Annotated in this window: 13 protein-coding genes; 6 read left to right on the top strand and 7 right to left on the bottom strand. The window is 58.7% G+C overall.

The genetic code is table 11. From position 1 onward, the window contains the following. Positions 1-159: 159 nt before the first annotated feature. The 3 genes from ACVWXE_RS13055 to ACVWXE_RS13045 all read right to left on the bottom strand — a co-directional run bounded on the left by ACVWXE_RS13055 (position 160) and on the right by ACVWXE_RS13045 (position 4,543). Positions 160-2,703, bottom strand: coding sequence for a UPF0182 family membrane protein (locus tag ACVWXE_RS13055; protein ID WP_457490510.1), 2,544 nt, complete (start codon positions 2,701-2,703; stop codon positions 160-162). A 4-nt stretch (positions 2,704-2,707) separates the two neighbouring features. After that, positions 2,708-4,150, bottom strand: coding sequence for a TIGR03279 family radical SAM protein (locus ACVWXE_RS13050; RefSeq protein WP_457490509.1), 1,443 nt, complete (start codon positions 4,148-4,150; stop codon positions 2,708-2,710). Between the two features lie 108 nt (positions 4,151-4,258). Beyond that, the gene (locus tag ACVWXE_RS13045) at positions 4,259-4,543 is read right to left on the bottom strand and encodes a DUF2103 domain-containing protein (protein ID WP_011432039.1); all 285 of its coding nucleotides are present in this window, start codon (positions 4,541-4,543) and stop codon (positions 4,259-4,261) included. A 21-nt stretch (positions 4,544-4,564) separates the two neighbouring features. On the opposite strand from ACVWXE_RS13045, the gene ACVWXE_RS13040 reads away from it, so the two are divergent. The 5 genes from ACVWXE_RS13040 (at position 4,565) to ACVWXE_RS13020 (ending at position 9,295) form a co-directional block, all read left to right on the top strand. Next, positions 4,565-5,305 carry a molybdenum cofactor guanylyltransferase gene (locus ACVWXE_RS13040; RefSeq protein ID WP_457490508.1) on the top strand — a complete coding sequence of 247 codons (741 nt, stop codon included), beginning with the start codon at positions 4,565-4,567 and terminating at the stop codon, positions 5,303-5,305. 33 nt (positions 5,306-5,338) lie between these two features. Next, a complete protein-coding gene (locus ACVWXE_RS13035; RefSeq protein WP_457490507.1) occupies positions 5,339-7,468 on the top strand; it encodes an NAD(P)/FAD-dependent oxidoreductase in 2,130 nt (709 codons plus the stop codon). A 326-nt stretch (positions 7,469-7,794) separates the two neighbouring features. Further along, positions 7,795-8,133, top strand: coding sequence for a hypothetical protein (locus tag ACVWXE_RS13030; RefSeq protein WP_457490506.1), 339 nt, complete (start codon positions 7,795-7,797; stop codon positions 8,131-8,133). 84 nt (positions 8,134-8,217) lie between these two features. After that, the gene (locus tag ACVWXE_RS13025) at positions 8,218-8,559 is read left to right on the top strand and encodes a histidine triad nucleotide-binding protein (RefSeq protein WP_011432043.1); all 342 of its coding nucleotides are present in this window, start codon (positions 8,218-8,220) and stop codon (positions 8,557-8,559) included. 85 nt (positions 8,560-8,644) lie between these two features. Then, positions 8,645-9,295: a precorrin-8X methylmutase gene (locus ACVWXE_RS13020; RefSeq protein ID WP_457490505.1), complete on the top strand. Its 651-nt coding sequence runs from the start codon at positions 8,645-8,647 to the stop codon at positions 9,293-9,295. A 1,014-nt stretch (positions 9,296-10,309) separates the two neighbouring features. On the opposite strand, the gene ACVWXE_RS13015 is transcribed toward ACVWXE_RS13020, so the two are convergent. Continuing rightward, the gene (locus ACVWXE_RS13015) at positions 10,310-12,058 is read right to left on the bottom strand and encodes a diflavin flavoprotein (RefSeq protein ID WP_457490504.1); all 1,749 of its coding nucleotides are present in this window, start codon (positions 12,056-12,058) and stop codon (positions 10,310-10,312) included. Between the two features lie 115 nt (positions 12,059-12,173). Next, positions 12,174-13,940 carry a GTPase HflX gene (gene hflX / locus ACVWXE_RS13010; RefSeq protein ID WP_457490503.1) on the bottom strand — a complete coding sequence of 589 codons (1,767 nt, stop codon included), beginning with the start codon at positions 13,938-13,940 and terminating at the stop codon, positions 12,174-12,176. Positions 13,941-14,135: 195 nt separating this feature from the next. Here hflX and ACVWXE_RS13005 point away from each other — a divergent pair, with 195 nt between their 5' ends. Beyond that, positions 14,136-14,270: a glycoside hydrolase 100 family protein gene (locus ACVWXE_RS13005; RefSeq protein ID WP_238376854.1), complete on the top strand. Its 135-nt coding sequence runs from the start codon at positions 14,136-14,138 to the stop codon at positions 14,268-14,270. A gap of 126 nt (positions 14,271-14,396) precedes the next feature. On the opposite strand, the gene ACVWXE_RS13000 is transcribed toward ACVWXE_RS13005, so the two are convergent. Both ACVWXE_RS13000 and ACVWXE_RS12995 read right to left on the bottom strand, forming a co-directional pair. Beyond that, positions 14,397-14,828: a DUF488 domain-containing protein gene (locus ACVWXE_RS13000; protein ID WP_457490502.1), complete on the bottom strand. Its 432-nt coding sequence runs from the start codon at positions 14,826-14,828 to the stop codon at positions 14,397-14,399. Beyond that, the gene (locus tag ACVWXE_RS12995; protein WP_414342081.1) at positions 14,825-15,442 is read right to left on the bottom strand and encodes a DUF488 domain-containing protein; all 618 of its coding nucleotides are present in this window, start codon (positions 15,440-15,442) and stop codon (positions 14,825-14,827) included. The genes ACVWXE_RS13000 and ACVWXE_RS12995 overlap by 4 nt, the downstream gene beginning before the upstream one ends. Between the last annotated feature and the right edge of the window lie 148 nt (positions 15,443-15,590).

The following is a 15,590-nucleotide window of genomic DNA, read 5'->3' as shown; positions in this document are numbered from 1 at the left end:
AGAACTGCTCCCACACGTTGCTGGTTGAGCGACGTTGGATAACAGTAGTCATGAGGACAAACTTCCCTAAGGAAGCGCGAAGATTGACAACCTAACCTTAAAACATCCGTTAAGTTTCGTCAACTACCTGCCTCAAAAATGAGGAGGGGATCCCTTTCTCTACCGGCTACCCCTCGGCAAAAAGAGCGATTCCAAGGCTTGGCTGAGGGTCGGTTCCATCACCACCCGGTCTTCGTAGGCGGCGATCACCCGGGTGAGCTGAGGCAAGCGGCCCTGTTCTGCTTCGATGTAAAGGGGCTGAACATAGAGCAAAGAAGTCTCGATGGGGATGACCAGCAGCGTGCCCAGGTTCACCCGCGACCCATGCTGGTTCCAGAGGGAAATTTGCTCGGAGATTAAGGGATCCTGATTGACCCGTGCTTCCACCTGTTCCGGGCCATAGATGAGGCGTTGCTTGGAAAACTCGTACACCAGGAGCTTGCCGTAGTTTTCCCCGTCGCAGCGGGCCGCTATCCAAGCCACCATGTTCTGCTTGTTAACAGGGGCATAGGGGGAGAGGAGGACGAACTCAGGAGTGTGGTTTGCAACCCCTTGGGGATCCCTCGGCAAGGTGAGAATGAGATACTGCGGCTGCATGGGAATGCGCCGTCGATTGCGGAACTGGCCGGGGATCTGCCATTGATCCTCGCGGTTGTAGAAGAGGCGGGGATCCGTCATGTGGTAGGTGGCAAACTGCTGCGCTTGCAGGCGGAAGAGGTCTTGGGGATAGCGGATGTGTTGCCGCAGCGGCTCCGGCATTGCCTCCAGAGGCTTGAAGAGGGTGGGGTAGATGCGGGCGTAGGCTTGGATGAGGGGATCCCGAGGGTCGGCAATGTACCAATCGATGCTGCCGTTGTAGGCGTCCATCACCGCCTTGACCGAGTTGCGGATGTAGTTGAAGGGAAAGCCGGGCAGGTGCTCCGAGTAGGGGTAGCGGCTGCTGGTGGTATAGGCATCGAAAAACCAGTAGAGCTTGCCGCCTTGAATGACCAGGTAGGGATCCCGGTCGTAGAGCAAAAAGGGCATCACCCGACGGATGCGCTCGCGGATTTGGCGGCGATAGAGAAAGCGGGTGGCAGAAGACAGCTCGCGGCTGAGAAGGATGCGCAGATCGCCAAAATGCCAGGCGTAGAGAAACCGCTGCCAGAGGTGGGGAATGGGCACGCCACCGCTGCCCCGGTAGCTGCTGTACACATAGCGCTCTGCTGCAGGGTAGTCCAATTCCCGCGCCTCAGCGCCCACGAAAACATCGGTGGTGGTCAGCTCGCCATAGTAGAGGGCCGGCTGCTCCACCCGCAAGACGGAGGCCACCTCAGGGTAGCGAGGAGAAACCCGCGGCGGAATATCCGATAGGAAAAAATCCGGCAGGCCTTCAGGGGTCACCACATTCACCGGGCTGAGGGTGAGGCCATAGCCGTGGGTGTAGAAAAACCGCCGGTTAACCCAGGTTTGGGCGGCGGGGGGTACCTGGGCAAAGTCCAGCTCGCGGGCGGCATGCATGACTTGGCGCAATTCTCCCCCAATGCGGTAGCGATCCACATTCACATAGGGAAATTGGTAGTAGGGGCGGATTTCTTGCAGTTGGCGGTAGGTGGCCAATAGGGGATCCGCATCCCAGAGGCGCACGTTGCTCAGGGTGGATTGATTCTGCTGCAGGATCTCCCAGGTGAGGGCTCCCCCTTCCGGGAAGGGTTGGACTTCGACATCGGCCAGGCCAAAGCCAGCACGGGTAAAACGGATGTTGTCCTCGATGTAGGGGCGCTCCAGCTCCAGCTCGTTGGGGGCCACCAAGAAAGTTTGCACCAGTTGGGGATAAAGTTGGGTGGTTAGCAGCCCAAACCCCAGGTAGGCCCCCCAGAGGATGGCCGGCGCCAGGAGAGAGCTGGCCCAGGAAGGGCACCAGGACTTGAGGAAAGGAAGGTTGAGGCGGATCCCCTGGCGGGCCAAAGCCCAGAATCCCACCGCCGTCAGGCCTGCCACCCCGCTCATCAAGGTCGTGGCCGGCAGAGTTGCATGCACATCGGCAAAACCGGCCCCAAACACAACGCCGCGGGTGGAATAGAGCAGCTCGTAGCGATCCAGCCAATGGCCCCAAGCCCGAATGAGAAACAGGGATCCCCCCAAGATCAGCAAGTGCCGCTGGGCATAGAGAGAAAGGGCCAAGGTCAGCCGTTGCTCGGAAAGCCCCAGCTCCACCAAGTAGATGAGGACAACGGTAACCAAGGTGAGCAGCACCAGGTTGAAGCACCAATGCTGCACCGTCTCCCAGAAAGGCAGGCTGAAGAGAAAAAAACTGAGATCGCGGTTGAAAATGGGATCCGACTCCCCGACGGGCCCCTGGTTCAGCCAGAGCAACAGCGTGAACCAGTGATTGGAAAGAGACCCAGCAAAGAAAACACTCAAACCTGTGGCAATCGCCCAGGCCCCGGTCAAGGTTGCCCCCCGCCAGCAGGAGCAGATGTTGGATCCCGTCACCGCCAGGGCAAAGAGGAAAGCGCCCAGGCCCAGCCCCCAGCGGGCAATCACCCGCGTCCACAGCACCGGCAGAGCATGCAGCTCGGCAAACCAAGCCAGATCTACATAGAAAGAGGCCAAAGCCGTGATGGCCAGGATCCCCAGCCCCACCCCCAGCAGCAGAAACAATCCTCGCCGCAACCTCTGCATCGCCTCAGGATCCTCGGCTCAAAGCTGTTCTCGGTCGCGTCAGCGGTGCAGTTTCCCTTCGCCCGAGCGATGCGGAACAACACAGGGTGCCGTAGGCATAGCCCTGTTCTAGCTGTTGCACCGCCTGCACCAAGCCTGCCGGCCCGCCGTCCACCCGCACCACCGGGATCCCCACCTGGGCCTGCACCTCTTGCCAGGTCAGATCGTCCAAAAAGCGCTCCCCATCCTTGAGGGCGATCTGGGGTAGCAATAGCCCATCATAGTCCGCCAAGTTTTCCACAGACTTCAGGGCATCCAAGATATCCTGCCCCGTCAGCAGCCCGGTTACCGTCAGGGTTTGTCCCCAAAATTGGCTGGCAATAGGCAAAAGATCCAACTGCAGCCCGCGGATGCGGTTCATCTGCTCCACCACAGGCTGGAAGGCTTGCTCTACGGCATTGCCCACCACCCACAGAACCTTGAGGGGAGAAGGGAGCTCAGGCGGCAGTTTGAGCTGCTCGAACTGGCTGAGGAAAAGCCGCAGGGAGCCTACCCCGTTCCCCAGCTGCGGGTAATCTTCATAGTGCTCTGCCGGTGGCAGTTCCCGCCCGGCCAGCAAATACCACTCATCGGCCAGCCAGGCAAAGGTGGATCCCAATGTTTGCCGAAACCCGACCTGCAAAGTTTCCACCTGCTGGATCACTTCTCGGGCCTTGGCCGCATCCACAGGAACCAGCTCATCACCAGGGGGGCGAAAGCGCGTCAACCCCACCGGCACCACTGCTGCCGAGAGGACGGTGGGGATCCCGTCTACGGGCCGGCGAAAGGCGGCCAAATCGAGGAGTGTGCGGGTGAGGTGATCCCCATCGTTCCAGCCTGGGCAGACCACCACCTGTGCGTGCAGTTGCAAGCGATGCTGGCGAAACCAGGCCAACTGCTCCAAAATCAGGCCAGCCCGCGGGTTTTTGAGCAAGCGGCTGCGCAGCTCCGGGTCGGTAGCATGCACTGACACGTAGAGGGGAGAAAGGCGCAGGCGAGCGATGCGCTCCCATTCGGCAGCAGGCAAGTTGGTGAGGGTGAGGTAGCTGCCGTAGAGAAAGCTGAGGCGGTAGTCGTCGTCCTTGAGGTGCAGCGTTGCCCGCATTTCCGGAGGTTGTTGGTCGATGAAGCAAAAGGGGCAAGCGTTGGCGCACTGGATCAGGCCATCGAACAGGGCTGTCTCAAACTCTAGCCCCAGATCCTCGTCGATTCCCTTCTCCAGCTCAACTGTGCGCGGGATCCCTTGGCTGTCCAAGATCTCCAGGCTTACATACTCCTCGGCGATCAGGAAGCGGTAGTCGATGAGATCGCGGGGGCGCTCGCCGTTGATGCTGACCAGGGCCTCTCCAGGTTGGATGCCCACTTCTGCTGCCAGGGATCCGGGTAAAACAGCGCTGATACGGGCGGGCTTGAGACTAGCACGAGACATAGCTAACTCATCCTCAACTGATGTGCCATTTGCCCCAGCAGGACGAAGTTCTGGGTCGGGACAGCGTTGCGGAGCAATAACGAGGCTCGGTTGACTACAAACAGTTGACTACAAACAGCGGAGAATAGCCGCCTCTAGCTCGGTTTGGCTGAGATCCGTTACCACAAACACCTCTTGCACGCTGCTTCCCTTGCGGGCCACCAGCTTGTACCCGCCCCGGATCGGCACCGAAACCCGCAACTGCAACTGGGGGATCCGCCCACGGCTGCAGGACAGAGCGCCCGGCGTCACGGTTTTAATGCCCGCCTGCCGGGTCAGGCGTTCCAAAACAGGGATCAACCCTGAGATGTGGGTGGAGTGGTTCCAAACCAGACGACCAGAAGGCTCAGACATAGCGGCTAGAGTGAGGAGAGGATGGGATCCCTATCCTATTCCTCCACCCATACCTGGTGCTCGGCAACCCTGTGGAAAAGCCGCATGCCCAAGATGTCTGAAGATTCCCTGCCTGCGGTCGTGGCTCTGATCTTGGCCGGGGGCAACAGCCGCCGCATGGGATCCGACAAAGCCTTGGTGCTTTGGGATGGGATCCCCCTGCTGCGACGGGTGGCTCAGGTGGCAGCAGCCTGCGCCGACGCGGTTTACATCCTCACCCCCTGGCCGGAGCGCTATGCGTCGGTGGTGGATCCCGGTTGGCATCTCTGGCGGGAAAACGTTCACAGCCGCGACAGCGTTGCAGAGCAACACCGAGGCCCGCTGCTGGCCTTTCAAGAGGGGATCCGGCGGCTGCAAACCCTGGCCGTTCCCCCGGAGTGGATCCTGCTACTGGCCTGCGATCTGCCCTGCTTGCAGGAGCAGGTTCTTGGGGATTGGCGACGGCGCCTTGCCGCCCTGCCCCCTCAGACGGTGGCCGCCCTGCCCAAAAGTCAGCGGGGCTGGGAACCCCTGTGTGGCTTCTATCGCCTGGCGCAGCTAGGCTCCCTGGAGAGTTTCTTGCAGGCGGGGGGAAGATCCTTTCAGGTCTGGCTATCCCAGGTGCCAACAGCCATCCTACCCCTGGCCGTTCGCGACAGCGGGACGGAGTCTCTTGAGAGGATGCTCACCAATTGCAATACCCCTGCCGATCTGCAGCTCGGGGAACAACTGGGTAGAGGGTGATCCCCGGGATCGGCAAGGGGAAGGGATCCCCTCATGTCACAATGGGTAAAGATTTGCTCGGTTTCTTATCTCGGCGCCGTGCTTACTTCCCTTTACTACCGCGAGATCCCTTGCCCCGATAGTGCTCAAGTGCTGCGCTGGCTACAGGAGTGTATCCCCCTGCCCCAAGGCAGCCAGAAGGTTCTTACCCCCACGGGCCTGCGCCTACAGGGATCCGGCGCTGAGCTGGCCCTCTTCTTGTGGTCGGGGCTGAACACCACCTATCTCAAGGTGTTCCAGTGGTCGGAGCAGCCCTTCCCCCGCCAAGCTCGCTGGCTGAGAGAGCTGGAACAGGCCATCCAAAGCCAATTTCCCCACCGCTACCCGCAGTTGCCCCAGATCGACCTGAACCGGGGATCCATCTTCGATCAGCTTGAGCCTTTCTACCCGCAAACGGTGAAGTATTTTCGCCGGATCCCCAATGGCGAGTTCGACCTACAGCGGGTGTACTGGTGGGAAAAGCGCTGGCGGGAAGAAGTACAACATTGCCACGCAGCCCACCGCCCTGCTCAGCCGGTCTTGTTTCGCCAGCCTGGCCCTGAGCCGGCCCCAGTGGAGTGGGATCTGGCCATCGTGGGAGGAGCGCTGGGAGCCATCTATGGAGCGGCCATGGCTCGCTTGGGCTACCGCGTGGCCTTGGTGGAGCGACTCCCTTTTGGCCGCATGAACCGCGAGTGGAACATCTCCCGGCGGGAGCTGCAAACCCTGGTGGATTTGGGCCTTTTGAGCGCCGAGCAGATGGAGAGCTTGATCCTGCGGGAATACACGGATGGGTTCAACAAGTTTTTTGACGGCAATAGCCCGGTTCGCGCTCCCGTTTTGCACACGCCGACGGTACTCAATCTGGCCATTGACGCGGAAAAGCTATTGCAGCTCTGTGGCCAAATCCTCACTTCCTGCGGGGGAGCTATCTACGAGCGCACCGAGTTTCAGCGGGCCTATGTTGGCGAACAAGGCGTCACGCTGGTTTTGAAGGATTTGCCCACCGGCGAGGAGTTTCGGCTGGGATCCCGCCTTGTGGTGGATGCTATGGGAACAGTCTCTCCCATTGCCCAGCAGCTTTACCGCCATCGGGCTTTTGATAGCGTCTGCCCCACGGTGGGGGCCACCATTGCGGGGGGGTTTGAGCCAGGGGTATGGGATCCCCAGTTTGGGGACATTCTGGCCAGCCACGGGGACATCAGCCGCGGTCGGCAACTCATTTGGGAGCTGTTCCCCGGCCCAGGCGAAGATCTTACCTTTTATCTGTTCCACTACCACCAGGTGCATCCGGAAAACCCCGGATCCCTGCTGGAACTGTACGAAGATTTTTTCACTATTCTGCCGGAATACCGCCGCTGCGACCCAGAGCGCTTGCAGTGGAAAAAAGCGACCTTCGGCTATATCCCCGGACGATTTGGCCAGCCCCGGCACCCTGTTGGCGGCAGCGGGACGGAGTTTGACCGGGTGCTGCTTATTGGGGATGCGGCAGCCATGCAATCGCCCCTCAGCTTTACCGGGTTTGGATCCCTGGTGCGCAATTGCCCCCGCCTGTGCGATCTGCTGGATACGGCGCTGCGCCACGACCTGCTCAGGGCGGCGGACTTAGCCCAGATCCGGGCCTACCAGGGCAACTCGGCCGTCACCTGGCTCTTCTCGCGGGGGATGATGGTGCCCACCGGCAAGGTGCTGCCCCCCGAGCGCATCAATGCCACTCTCAACAGCTTTTTCGGCATTCTCGCCACCGAGCCGCCGGAGGTGGTGGACGATTTCATCAAAGACCGGGCCGGCTGGCTGGCCTTTAACCGCATGGCCATCAAAGCTGCCCTGCAAAACCCACGGCTGCTGCTGTGGATCTGGGAGGCCGTAGGGGCCAAAGGCTTTGCCCAGTGGCTACCCACCTACCTCAGCTATACCGGCCTGGCCTTGACCTCTGCTTTGTTCAGGGGCTGGCTTCCAAATCTGCTGCGTCGCCTGCAGCCCTGGCTAGAAGCGCGTTACCCCCGCCTGTGGCTGCGCTGCCTGCAGTGGAGCTACACCCTCACCTATGGAGTGGGACAGCCGCGCATTCAGTTTCAACTCCCCCCCACTCAAGAAAAGGCCCAAGACACAATACCAACTTGGATAGGATCCCTGCAGCAGTGACATACTCCCGCACTCACGCTGATGCACAGAGGGCGGGGCTCCCCGGCGGTCTAGCTAAATGCACCGGACACCAAGGCAATAGCGCTGTCGCCGTGATCCCTCAATAAGGTCTCTATCTGCCGCTCGCGTCAGCAGGGCAGCGTTTTTTCCGGCTTGGCAGCTTGCCCAAGTTGGGTATAATCAATGCCTAATCAGAGATCGACGGCAGTTGGGAAGGGATCCCGACTTCAAACCGGTCGAGAGACTGCTGAACCCCATTTTTTGAGAACCCTTATTTTCGCAAAAAGTTAGGACTGAGCCCAGTCGCGTCAGCGTTGCGGAGCAACATGGTCTATACCTTCGAGATCATCGGCATTGCCCCTGCTCTACAGTTCTTTCATCAGCAACAGAAGCTGGCCCAGCGGCCCTGCGGGGTGGAATACCTGGGTACCAGCCCCTGCACCCTCGATGCGTTGCTGGGATCCCTGGAGGAAGTGCCGGCCCGGCGCGGCTGGGACTTGGATCAGTTGGTCGATACCGTTATCCGCTTTTGGTGCAGCAACCCCGATTTGGTCAGTATGTGGCGCTCTCGTTTTCGCGATGCCGGGCGAGATGCGCTGTTGGTCTCGCGAGTGGGGCATATTCAATCACTGCGGCAGGAATTTGAATGGCTGCTGAAGCAGTAGGTGCCGAGCGCCACTCTCGCCACCTGGGTGGGAGAATGTGCGGTTAGCAGGTAGGCTAAGGGCAGAACTAATTTGTGAGCACCCATGAGCGACACAGTTTTCGGCAAGATTATTCGCAGGGAGATCCCTGCACAAATCGTTTACGAAGACGATAGAGCCCTGGCCTTCAAAGATATTGCCCCCCAAGCCCCTGTCCACATTTTGGTGGTGCCCAAAGAGCCCATCCCCGGCATTTCCCAGGCCAAGCCCGAACATGAGGCATTGCTGGGACATCTCCTGCTGACCGCTCAGCGGGTGGCTGCCGAGGCAGGTTTAAATAAAGGCTACCGATTGGTGATCAACGAAGGAGAAGACGGCGGGCAAACCGTCTTTCATCTCCACATTCACGTTCTGGGCGGTCGGGGGATGGGCTGGCCCCCAGGTTGAGCGATGGTTTTTCCCACCCATTGGAGCCTCTGCAGGTACAATCCTGTCATTACTGAGGATAAACGGCGGGCGGGGTCTGGGATCGATGGAGTGGCACGTAACCGATGCAGAGAGTTTGATGATCATCGACCAGGAGGTGGGCAAGCACGAGCTTTCTCCTGCTGAGTATGAGGTGGTTCGTCGGGTTATTTATGCTACTGCTGACTTCGAGTACTTGCACCTCATCCGTTTTGGCAACGAAGCCTTACAGGCTGGGGCGGCGGCCTTGGCAGCGCGTACCACCATTGTGGTCGATGAGCCGATGGTACAGGTGGGCATTGCCTGGGCTGTTCAGAACACCTTTTCCAACCCCATCTACTGCGGCAGCGAAGCGATTACCCGTCCCCAAAGGGACAAGACCCGCTCCGCTTGGGGCTTGGAAACCCTGGCCCAACGCTACCCTGAGGCGATCTTTGTGATTGGCCAATCCCAGACTGCCCTCTCCAGCTTGGTGCAGCTGATTAGAAAGAAGGAGGTGGCCCCTGCTCTGGTCATCGCCACGCCGGCTGGGTTTGTGAACGTGGTGCAAGCCAAGCAGGAGCTAGCCGATTCCATGGTGCCCCACATCCGCACCGAGGGACGCAAAGGAGGCCCGGCAGTGGCTGCAGCGGTGTTGGATGGCCTGCTGGACTTGGCTTGGCACGCCTATGTACGGGTCAGCAGTGCAGATCATCCTGGCAAATCCGCGGTTTCATGACATGCTCCTTGCCCTTGGGCACCGTTCGCGGAAACAAGCCAAAACTTTGGCACTCAAAGCACATTTTTTCAGCAGTTGACTGCCCTGCCGCTGAAATCTCGCTTGGGACACCGCGCTTTATGGTCGTTTCAGTTTAGGGTGAGACGCCTGGACTACCGATCGCGCCAGCGGGACGGAGTCCTTGAAAAGCCTTCTGGCCTCGTGCATTCAATCATTCACTGTTTGAGGTGTGGGTGCAATGTCCTAGTTTGAATCGAAGTTTGAATTGAAATGACCATACACCCCTATAGTCAGTTGCTCTAGCGGTGCGGATGAGCTGGGGGCCTCGCAGCACTTTTGGGTCAAGAGTGGGTCTGCTGATCCAGATCACCCAGCCAAGGGGATCCCGGTCACTCGGCCTGCAAATTGGCATGGGCAAGATGGGAGCTGCGCTCTCAGTCCTGCCTCTTCAGAAAATGGCCTGAGAAGCGGCTGGGTTGAGCTTATGGAGGGATCTTCCCGTGCGGCGTGCCATCTTCTTTTGCTGGAGCGGCTGCCTTCTGGCCTTGTTTTTTGCGCCGGGGGCTTGGGCACAAGCTGAGCCATGTCCGGTGGTCGTCCTTTCGCCCTCTTCACTGCAGTTGTCAGAGGTGTCAGCACCTGCCTCTGCCCTCTCGACAACCCAGATGGACAAGGCAGGGATCCAAGTCAGCCCCTACCAGCGCTGGCGACAGAGGTATGCCCCCTCGGATCCCCTCTCTTCGAGTTTGGGCAGCGTCCCTTATCGGCCAGCCCAGCAGGGATCCCAAAGGATTCAACAGGGAACAGAGAGACTGCCCTTTTGGCTAGAGCAGAGCGGGATCCGCCTGGGAGAAGACAGCCTTTTTTCCTACATCCCAGTGGGTTGGTCTATCGGCAGTCCTATTGAAGTTTTTGTGAGTCTGTTCGCTACAGGGATCCCAGCTTCCCCAGGGAGAAGGGCTGGGAGTGAGAAATTATCTCTCACTTCTCTCTTCTCACTGCTCACTATCAGTATTAGTAATGATTCCCTACCTTGCGGTGGTGAATGGCGGTGAGGCCCTCTGGGCTGGAGACCCGACCAGCTTCTAGAGTGCTGTACACCACCCAGTGATCGCTGGTTTCCAGGCGGCTCACCACACGGCACTCCAGGTAGGCCAAAGCATCGGCCAAGATGGGGGATCCGTTGGCAGCAGGGTAGGTCTTGATCCCGGCAAAGCGGTCGGCTCCCGGTGGAAATCGCTTCAGGAAGTGGCGCATCAAGGGTTGGTAATGGCCTTCTTGCAGCACGTTTAACACGAAGGTATCTCCCACCTGCAGGAAGGATTCGATGGCCCGATCCTTGGCCACCGCAATGCTGATCCCTGGCGGATCGGTGCTGGCTTGGGCTACCCAGGAGGCGAGCATAGCGCTGGTGGCTTGCCCTTTGCGGGCAGTGATGATGTAGAGGCCATTGCTAATGCGGCCCAGGGCGCGATCCAGGTCGGCATCCAAGGCTTTCATCTGCTGAATGCTGCGATCCCGCGTCAGCCACTGCCCCAGGTCGGTACCTGCTTCTTCGGCCAGTTGCAGCAGGGCCTCGCCGGCAGGCTGCTTAAGCAGAATGGGGGCAAACACCTCTTTGGCGCCGATTTCTTGCAGTGTGTTGCGGCAGAGGTACACCGACTCGTCGTCTTCCCCCCCTGACTCGAACAGGCCAAAGCCCTGCTTGCTGTGGGCAGAGGCCAGCAGGGTTTTCAGCAGCACCTGGGTAGTGGCCGCCTCTGGCCCCGATTGGGGCGGCATGCCTATCACCACGCCGGCGGCCAAGCTCATCAGCTCCCGCACCTCGTGGGCATCCACCAGCCGCAAATCTGCCAGCTCCACCTGGATGCCGGTTTTTTGGATCCCGCGGGCAATGGCCTGGGCCAAGGTTTCCGCCTGGCCATAGCCGGACAGGTAGAACACTGCCACCAGGCGCTCGGCTTTGGCCTGCTCGAGGCTCCAGGTGCGATATTGCCCCACCCAGTCGGACAGGTGATGGCGCAGTAGGGGGCCGTGGCCGGTAGCAATGGCAGCGATGGGAGGCAAGGCTTCCATGCGCTTCAGGGCGGACAACACCGAGCGGGCGTTGGGCCCCATGAGGCAGTCGTAGTAGAGCTTAAAGTCCGCCTGCAACAGGTGGGAATGTTCGTCCCAGGCGAAATCGTCGCAGTAGTGCATCCCAAACACGTCGCAGGTGTATAGGATCTGGGTGCCGTGGTCGTAGGTGAGGATGGTGTCGGGCCAGTGCAAGTTGGGGGCCGAGATGAACTCCAGAACGTGCCCTTTGCCCAGATCCAAGCGATCTCCCTGTTTCACCACCAGCCGCCGGAAGGGCCGATGCACCAGATCTTCCAGAAATTGCATGGCCACCTTAGAGGCCACCACCGTCATCTGGGGCGCCAGCTCCAGCAGATCACCGACTAGGCCGCTGTGATCTGGCTCGGTGTGGCTGACCACCAGGTAGTCGATCTGGGCAGGATCTAGGATCCCTTGCAGGCAATCCAGGTACAACTGGCGAAACTTCTCGTGGGAGGTGTCGATGAGGGCCACCTTCTCGCCGCGAATCAAGAAGGAGTTGTAGGTGGTGCCATTTTCCAGAGCAAATTCGATGTCAAATCGATCCCGATCCCAATCTTGGGAGCGAATGGCAAGGGTGTCGGCCCCGATGGGCAGAGTTTGCAGCGTCAGATGGGGCTGGGCCAGGCGAGGTGCGACTTGAGGTGCAACTGCAGTGGTGGCCATGTTCTCTCCCTAACTTTAAGTCGGGTCACAATCCTGATCTCAATGTAACTGAATGTTTATGTTGACGGCGGATGAAGATGAGCTATGCAGGTTTGGAAATCCTTATGGAGTGCTTTTAGGGATCTCTGGGTTCCTGACTATCGAAGGGGTTGGGGCTTAGAACTGCAGCAAATTGGGCCAGGGTGTGGCGCAACTGATCCAGGTTTTGGCCGGTGGTGGCGGAAACAAACAGGGCCTTCGGGTAGAGCAGGCGCACATCCTCTACCCATTCGGGATCCAGGCGGTCGATTTTGTTGAACACCAGCTGGCGGGGACCAGTGGCCAAGGGCAGCTTGTCCAGCAAGGTTTCCACCGCCTCGATCTGTCCTTCCCAGTTGGGGTGAGACAGATCCACCACATGCAGCAGGGCATCCGCTTCCGTCACCTCTTCCAGGGTGGCTTGAAAGGCATCCACCAGTTGGTCTGGTAATTCGGTTAGGAATCCCACTGTGTCGGTCAACAGCACCGCCTGCTGGTCGGGCAGCTCCAGCCGCCGGGTAGTGGGATCCAAGGTGGCAAAGAGTTGGTCGGCCACGTAGACCTGGGCATGGGTGAGGGCATTGAGGAGGGTGGATTTGCCGGCGTTGGTGTAGCCCACCAGGGCCACCACAGGAATTTGGGATCCCTCGCGCCGTTGGCGCAGCCGCTGCCGGTGGCGGCGCAGCTCTTCCACCTCTTGCCGCAGCTTGCCGATGCGCCGTTGGATAGCCCGCCGCTCCATTTCCAGTTGGGTTTCCCCAGGGCCACGGGTGCCGATGCCCCCACCTAGCCGAGACATGGTGCGCCCTCGACCGGCCAAGCGAGGTAGCAAATACTGCAGTTGGGCCAGCTCCACCTGCAATTTTCCGGCCCGGGTTCTGGCCCGCTGGGCAAAAATATCCAAGATCACCTCGCTGCGATCCACCACCCGCACCCCCACCGCCTCTTCCAAGGTGCGCACCTGGCTGGGGGTAAGTTCCCGGTCGAACACCACCAAGTTAGCGCCCAGATCCTGGACCAGCAGAGCCAGCTCTTGCACCTTACCGGATCCGATTACCGTGGCCGAATTGGGGCCTTCCCGCCTCTGCCAGAGGGCTTGCAGCACCTGTCCGCCGGCACTCTCCACCAGGCGGCTCAGCTCCGCCAACCCATCCATGAGATCCTCGTAGCTCTGCCCGGACTCCTGCAGCCCCACCAGGATGGCCCGATCCTGATCCAGATCCACCTGGCGGGCGGTCAACTGGCGCCGAAACCCATCCTCCAGCTCCGCCACCAGCTCCTGCAGATCCTGTTCTGCCAGGATCCCCAAAGGCAAAGGCTCAGAAACCTGCCAACGGCGCCCTCCCTCCGGCAGCAGATGGGCCAGATAGGCCCGGTGAACAAAGCCCGTAGCCGCTCCTCCCCGGCGTCGGTGCCCTCCTGACTTGGACACGGAAAGGGTGATGAGGGCATCCAAACGCTGCAGGGCCATGGCCGTCAGCGCTTTTTGACCGGGGCCCCCCTCCCCCATTTGGGTGGTGATGCAGCGGATCCCGGATAGGCGCTCGGCCCCCTGGCGGGGCAATTCCCAAGCAGGAATCTGGGTTTCAAAAGGGGATCCCACCCCTACGCGGATCACCTGGCCGCGCCGGTTGAGGTAAACGCTGATGGGCTGACCTTCCAGATCTTGGGTCAGGGATCCCAGCCGTTGGGCAAACTCCACCGTCACCAGGCGGTTGGGGGGTAGGCGCAGTTGGTAAAGCCGTTGCAGTTGCTTTTGTTGGTGGGGCTTTAACCCTTTGGCCTGTTCGGGAAAGCGTCGTGGAGCGATAGCAGAGCTGAAGCGGGGGTCGGTCTGATGGCGAGAGGTGCTAGCCCTGGGCATGGGGACGGGGAAAGACCCAAAAACAAGCTTTCATCTACCATACACGCTAGCTGCCCGCAGGAACTTGGGATCCAAAAGCAACGGCGGCAAACACTGGCCCAGTGTTGCGGGGGCAACAGTACGGCGATGTCATCAGCAACGGGTGCAACATTCAAACCAAGGTCATTCCCGAACAAAAGTAGGCGGAATACTTCCATGACCCAACAGAGGTACGCATGGGGCAGCCAAACCCAGACGATCACAGGCTTCCTGCTCGCCCATCATCTGCTCAAGGTCAACCCCAAAGATGTCAATGTGTTGGATCTGCCCAAGCTGGGATCCCTGTATTGAGCTTGCTGTCGGTGAGAGAGTTTCCAAATCGGTTGGGCATCCCTTTCGCTCCGTGTTGCCAGAACCCTGCTGCAAGTTGGAATAGCTGCATAAATCGGAAAAAGCCGTAGTGCCAGCTCTTGGTTTTTATAGATGCACGATTTCAACATCACCCCATTTTCTGCGCAAATATTCAGCAACCAGCCTACGATGACAGTGCTCAGGTGTAGCTTCACTACAAAGCAGACATCCTCCATCGAGAATACTTTTATCCACTTGATCTTCAATGCGACGCTCGGCCATCAGCGACAAAAACCGTCTCTCGTAGTTAGACCATTCACCACTGGCTTTGTAAGCATCGAGAATCTCTTGAGTTGGTGCAAGTTCCGGCAAATGAACATATCCAAGCTTGCAGATCTCGCGAAGAAAAAACTCTAGATCCCTCTTTTTCGTGAATCCCGCCAGTTGCGAGGTGTTATTAAGTCGAGTATCAACAACTCGAACCAGACCAGGCTGTTTTAAGCGATTAAAAAATTGCTCTGCACTTTTCTTCGTAAACCCTATCGTAAATATCTTCATGGCCTCGCGCTCCGCTCATCATTTTTTGACATTTTCTCATCTCGATAGGCGACACGCCTGCCTTGAATGAGATAGGCTTCGGCTATAAACTCTTCCCGACTTCTAAACAAGTCCCCCTCTGGAAGTTTGCAAAGGGCAAGAAGACGAGATTCTAGAGCCTCATGAGTCTCCAAAGAGCCATTGGCCAAGATGTGGTTGACCGGAATCCCACTTTGAAAAAGTTTACGCGCCACCAGCAACGATCTATGACATTCAATAGGGTCTTTCTCAGCACACATCAGTGCGATCCGATACCGACTAGAACCTTGGATCAGACGGTCGATCCCTTCGAGGAAGGCTGGCTCATTTGCCAGTCGTTCATACTGAATCCTACCCTGATCATAGCAGCTCGGATTTTCGCTACGTCCTCCCAATTCTTTGCCCAGAAAGACGTAAGCAATACCTGCTGCCGCTAAAGCACTTTTCAACTTTTCTTGTGAATATTGAGGGACGTAACGGCTATATGGACGTGAGCGAACGTCGCCAATACCGGTGATGTTGTACTGGCGCAGTAAGTCTATGAAAAAATCAATCTCGTGGTTTGAGTGACCAATCGTGTAGATCTCTGATTTCATATGAGTCGACCTGAGTAGAGAACAGCCGCTATCAGCTTGTAGTAATAGCCCAAGTACAGCCTGTTAAGGGCTCAAGGGGTACAATAGCAGCACTTAGCAAACCAACTTCGGAAGGAGGATGGATTGATCAGTAGTAAAGAAGTCTTCA

Source organism: Thermostichus sp. MS-CIW-41 (assembly GCF_054058915.1).
The sequence above is the reverse complement of the archived record's forward strand: the minus strand, read 5'-3'. Positions and strand labels throughout refer to the sequence as shown.

Excerpts from the sequence above, each read along its gene's own strand:
- ACVWXE_RS13045 (WP_011432039.1), bottom strand. The coding sequence starts at position 4,543 with ATGTCTGAGCCTTCTGGTCGTCTGGTTTGGAACCACTCCACCCACATC.
- ACVWXE_RS13040 (WP_457490508.1), top strand. The coding sequence starts at position 4,565 with ATGGGATCCCTATCCTATTCCTCCACCCATACCTGGTGCTCGGCAACC.
- ACVWXE_RS13000 (WP_457490502.1), bottom strand. The coding sequence starts at position 14,828 with ATGAAGATATTTACGATAGGGTTTACGAAGAAAAGTGCAGAGCAATTT.
- hflX (WP_457490503.1), bottom strand. The coding sequence starts at position 13,940 with ATGCCCAGGGCTAGCACCTCTCGCCATCAGACCGACCCCCGCTTCAGC.
- ACVWXE_RS12995 (WP_414342081.1), bottom strand. The coding sequence starts at position 15,442 with ATGAAATCAGAGATCTACACGATTGGTCACTCAAACCACGAGATTGAT.
- ACVWXE_RS13050 (WP_457490509.1), bottom strand. The coding sequence starts at position 4,150 with ATGTCTCGTGCTAGTCTCAAGCCCGCCCGTATCAGCGCTGTTTTACCC.
- ACVWXE_RS13055 (WP_457490510.1), bottom strand. The coding sequence starts at position 2,703 with ATGCAGAGGTTGCGGCGAGGATTGTTTCTGCTGCTGGGGGTGGGGCTG.
- ACVWXE_RS13015 (WP_457490504.1), bottom strand. The coding sequence starts at position 12,058 with ATGGCCACCACTGCAGTTGCACCTCAAGTCGCACCTCGCCTGGCCCAG.
- ACVWXE_RS13005 (WP_238376854.1), top strand. The coding sequence starts at position 14,136 with ATGACCCAACAGAGGTACGCATGGGGCAGCCAAACCCAGACGATCACA.
- ACVWXE_RS13035 (WP_457490507.1), top strand. The coding sequence starts at position 5,339 with ATGTCACAATGGGTAAAGATTTGCTCGGTTTCTTATCTCGGCGCCGTG.
- ACVWXE_RS13025 (WP_011432043.1), top strand. The coding sequence starts at position 8,218 with ATGAGCGACACAGTTTTCGGCAAGATTATTCGCAGGGAGATCCCTGCA.
- ACVWXE_RS13020 (WP_457490505.1), top strand. The coding sequence starts at position 8,645 with ATGGAGTGGCACGTAACCGATGCAGAGAGTTTGATGATCATCGACCAG.
- ACVWXE_RS13030 (WP_457490506.1), top strand. The coding sequence starts at position 7,795 with ATGGTCTATACCTTCGAGATCATCGGCATTGCCCCTGCTCTACAGTTC.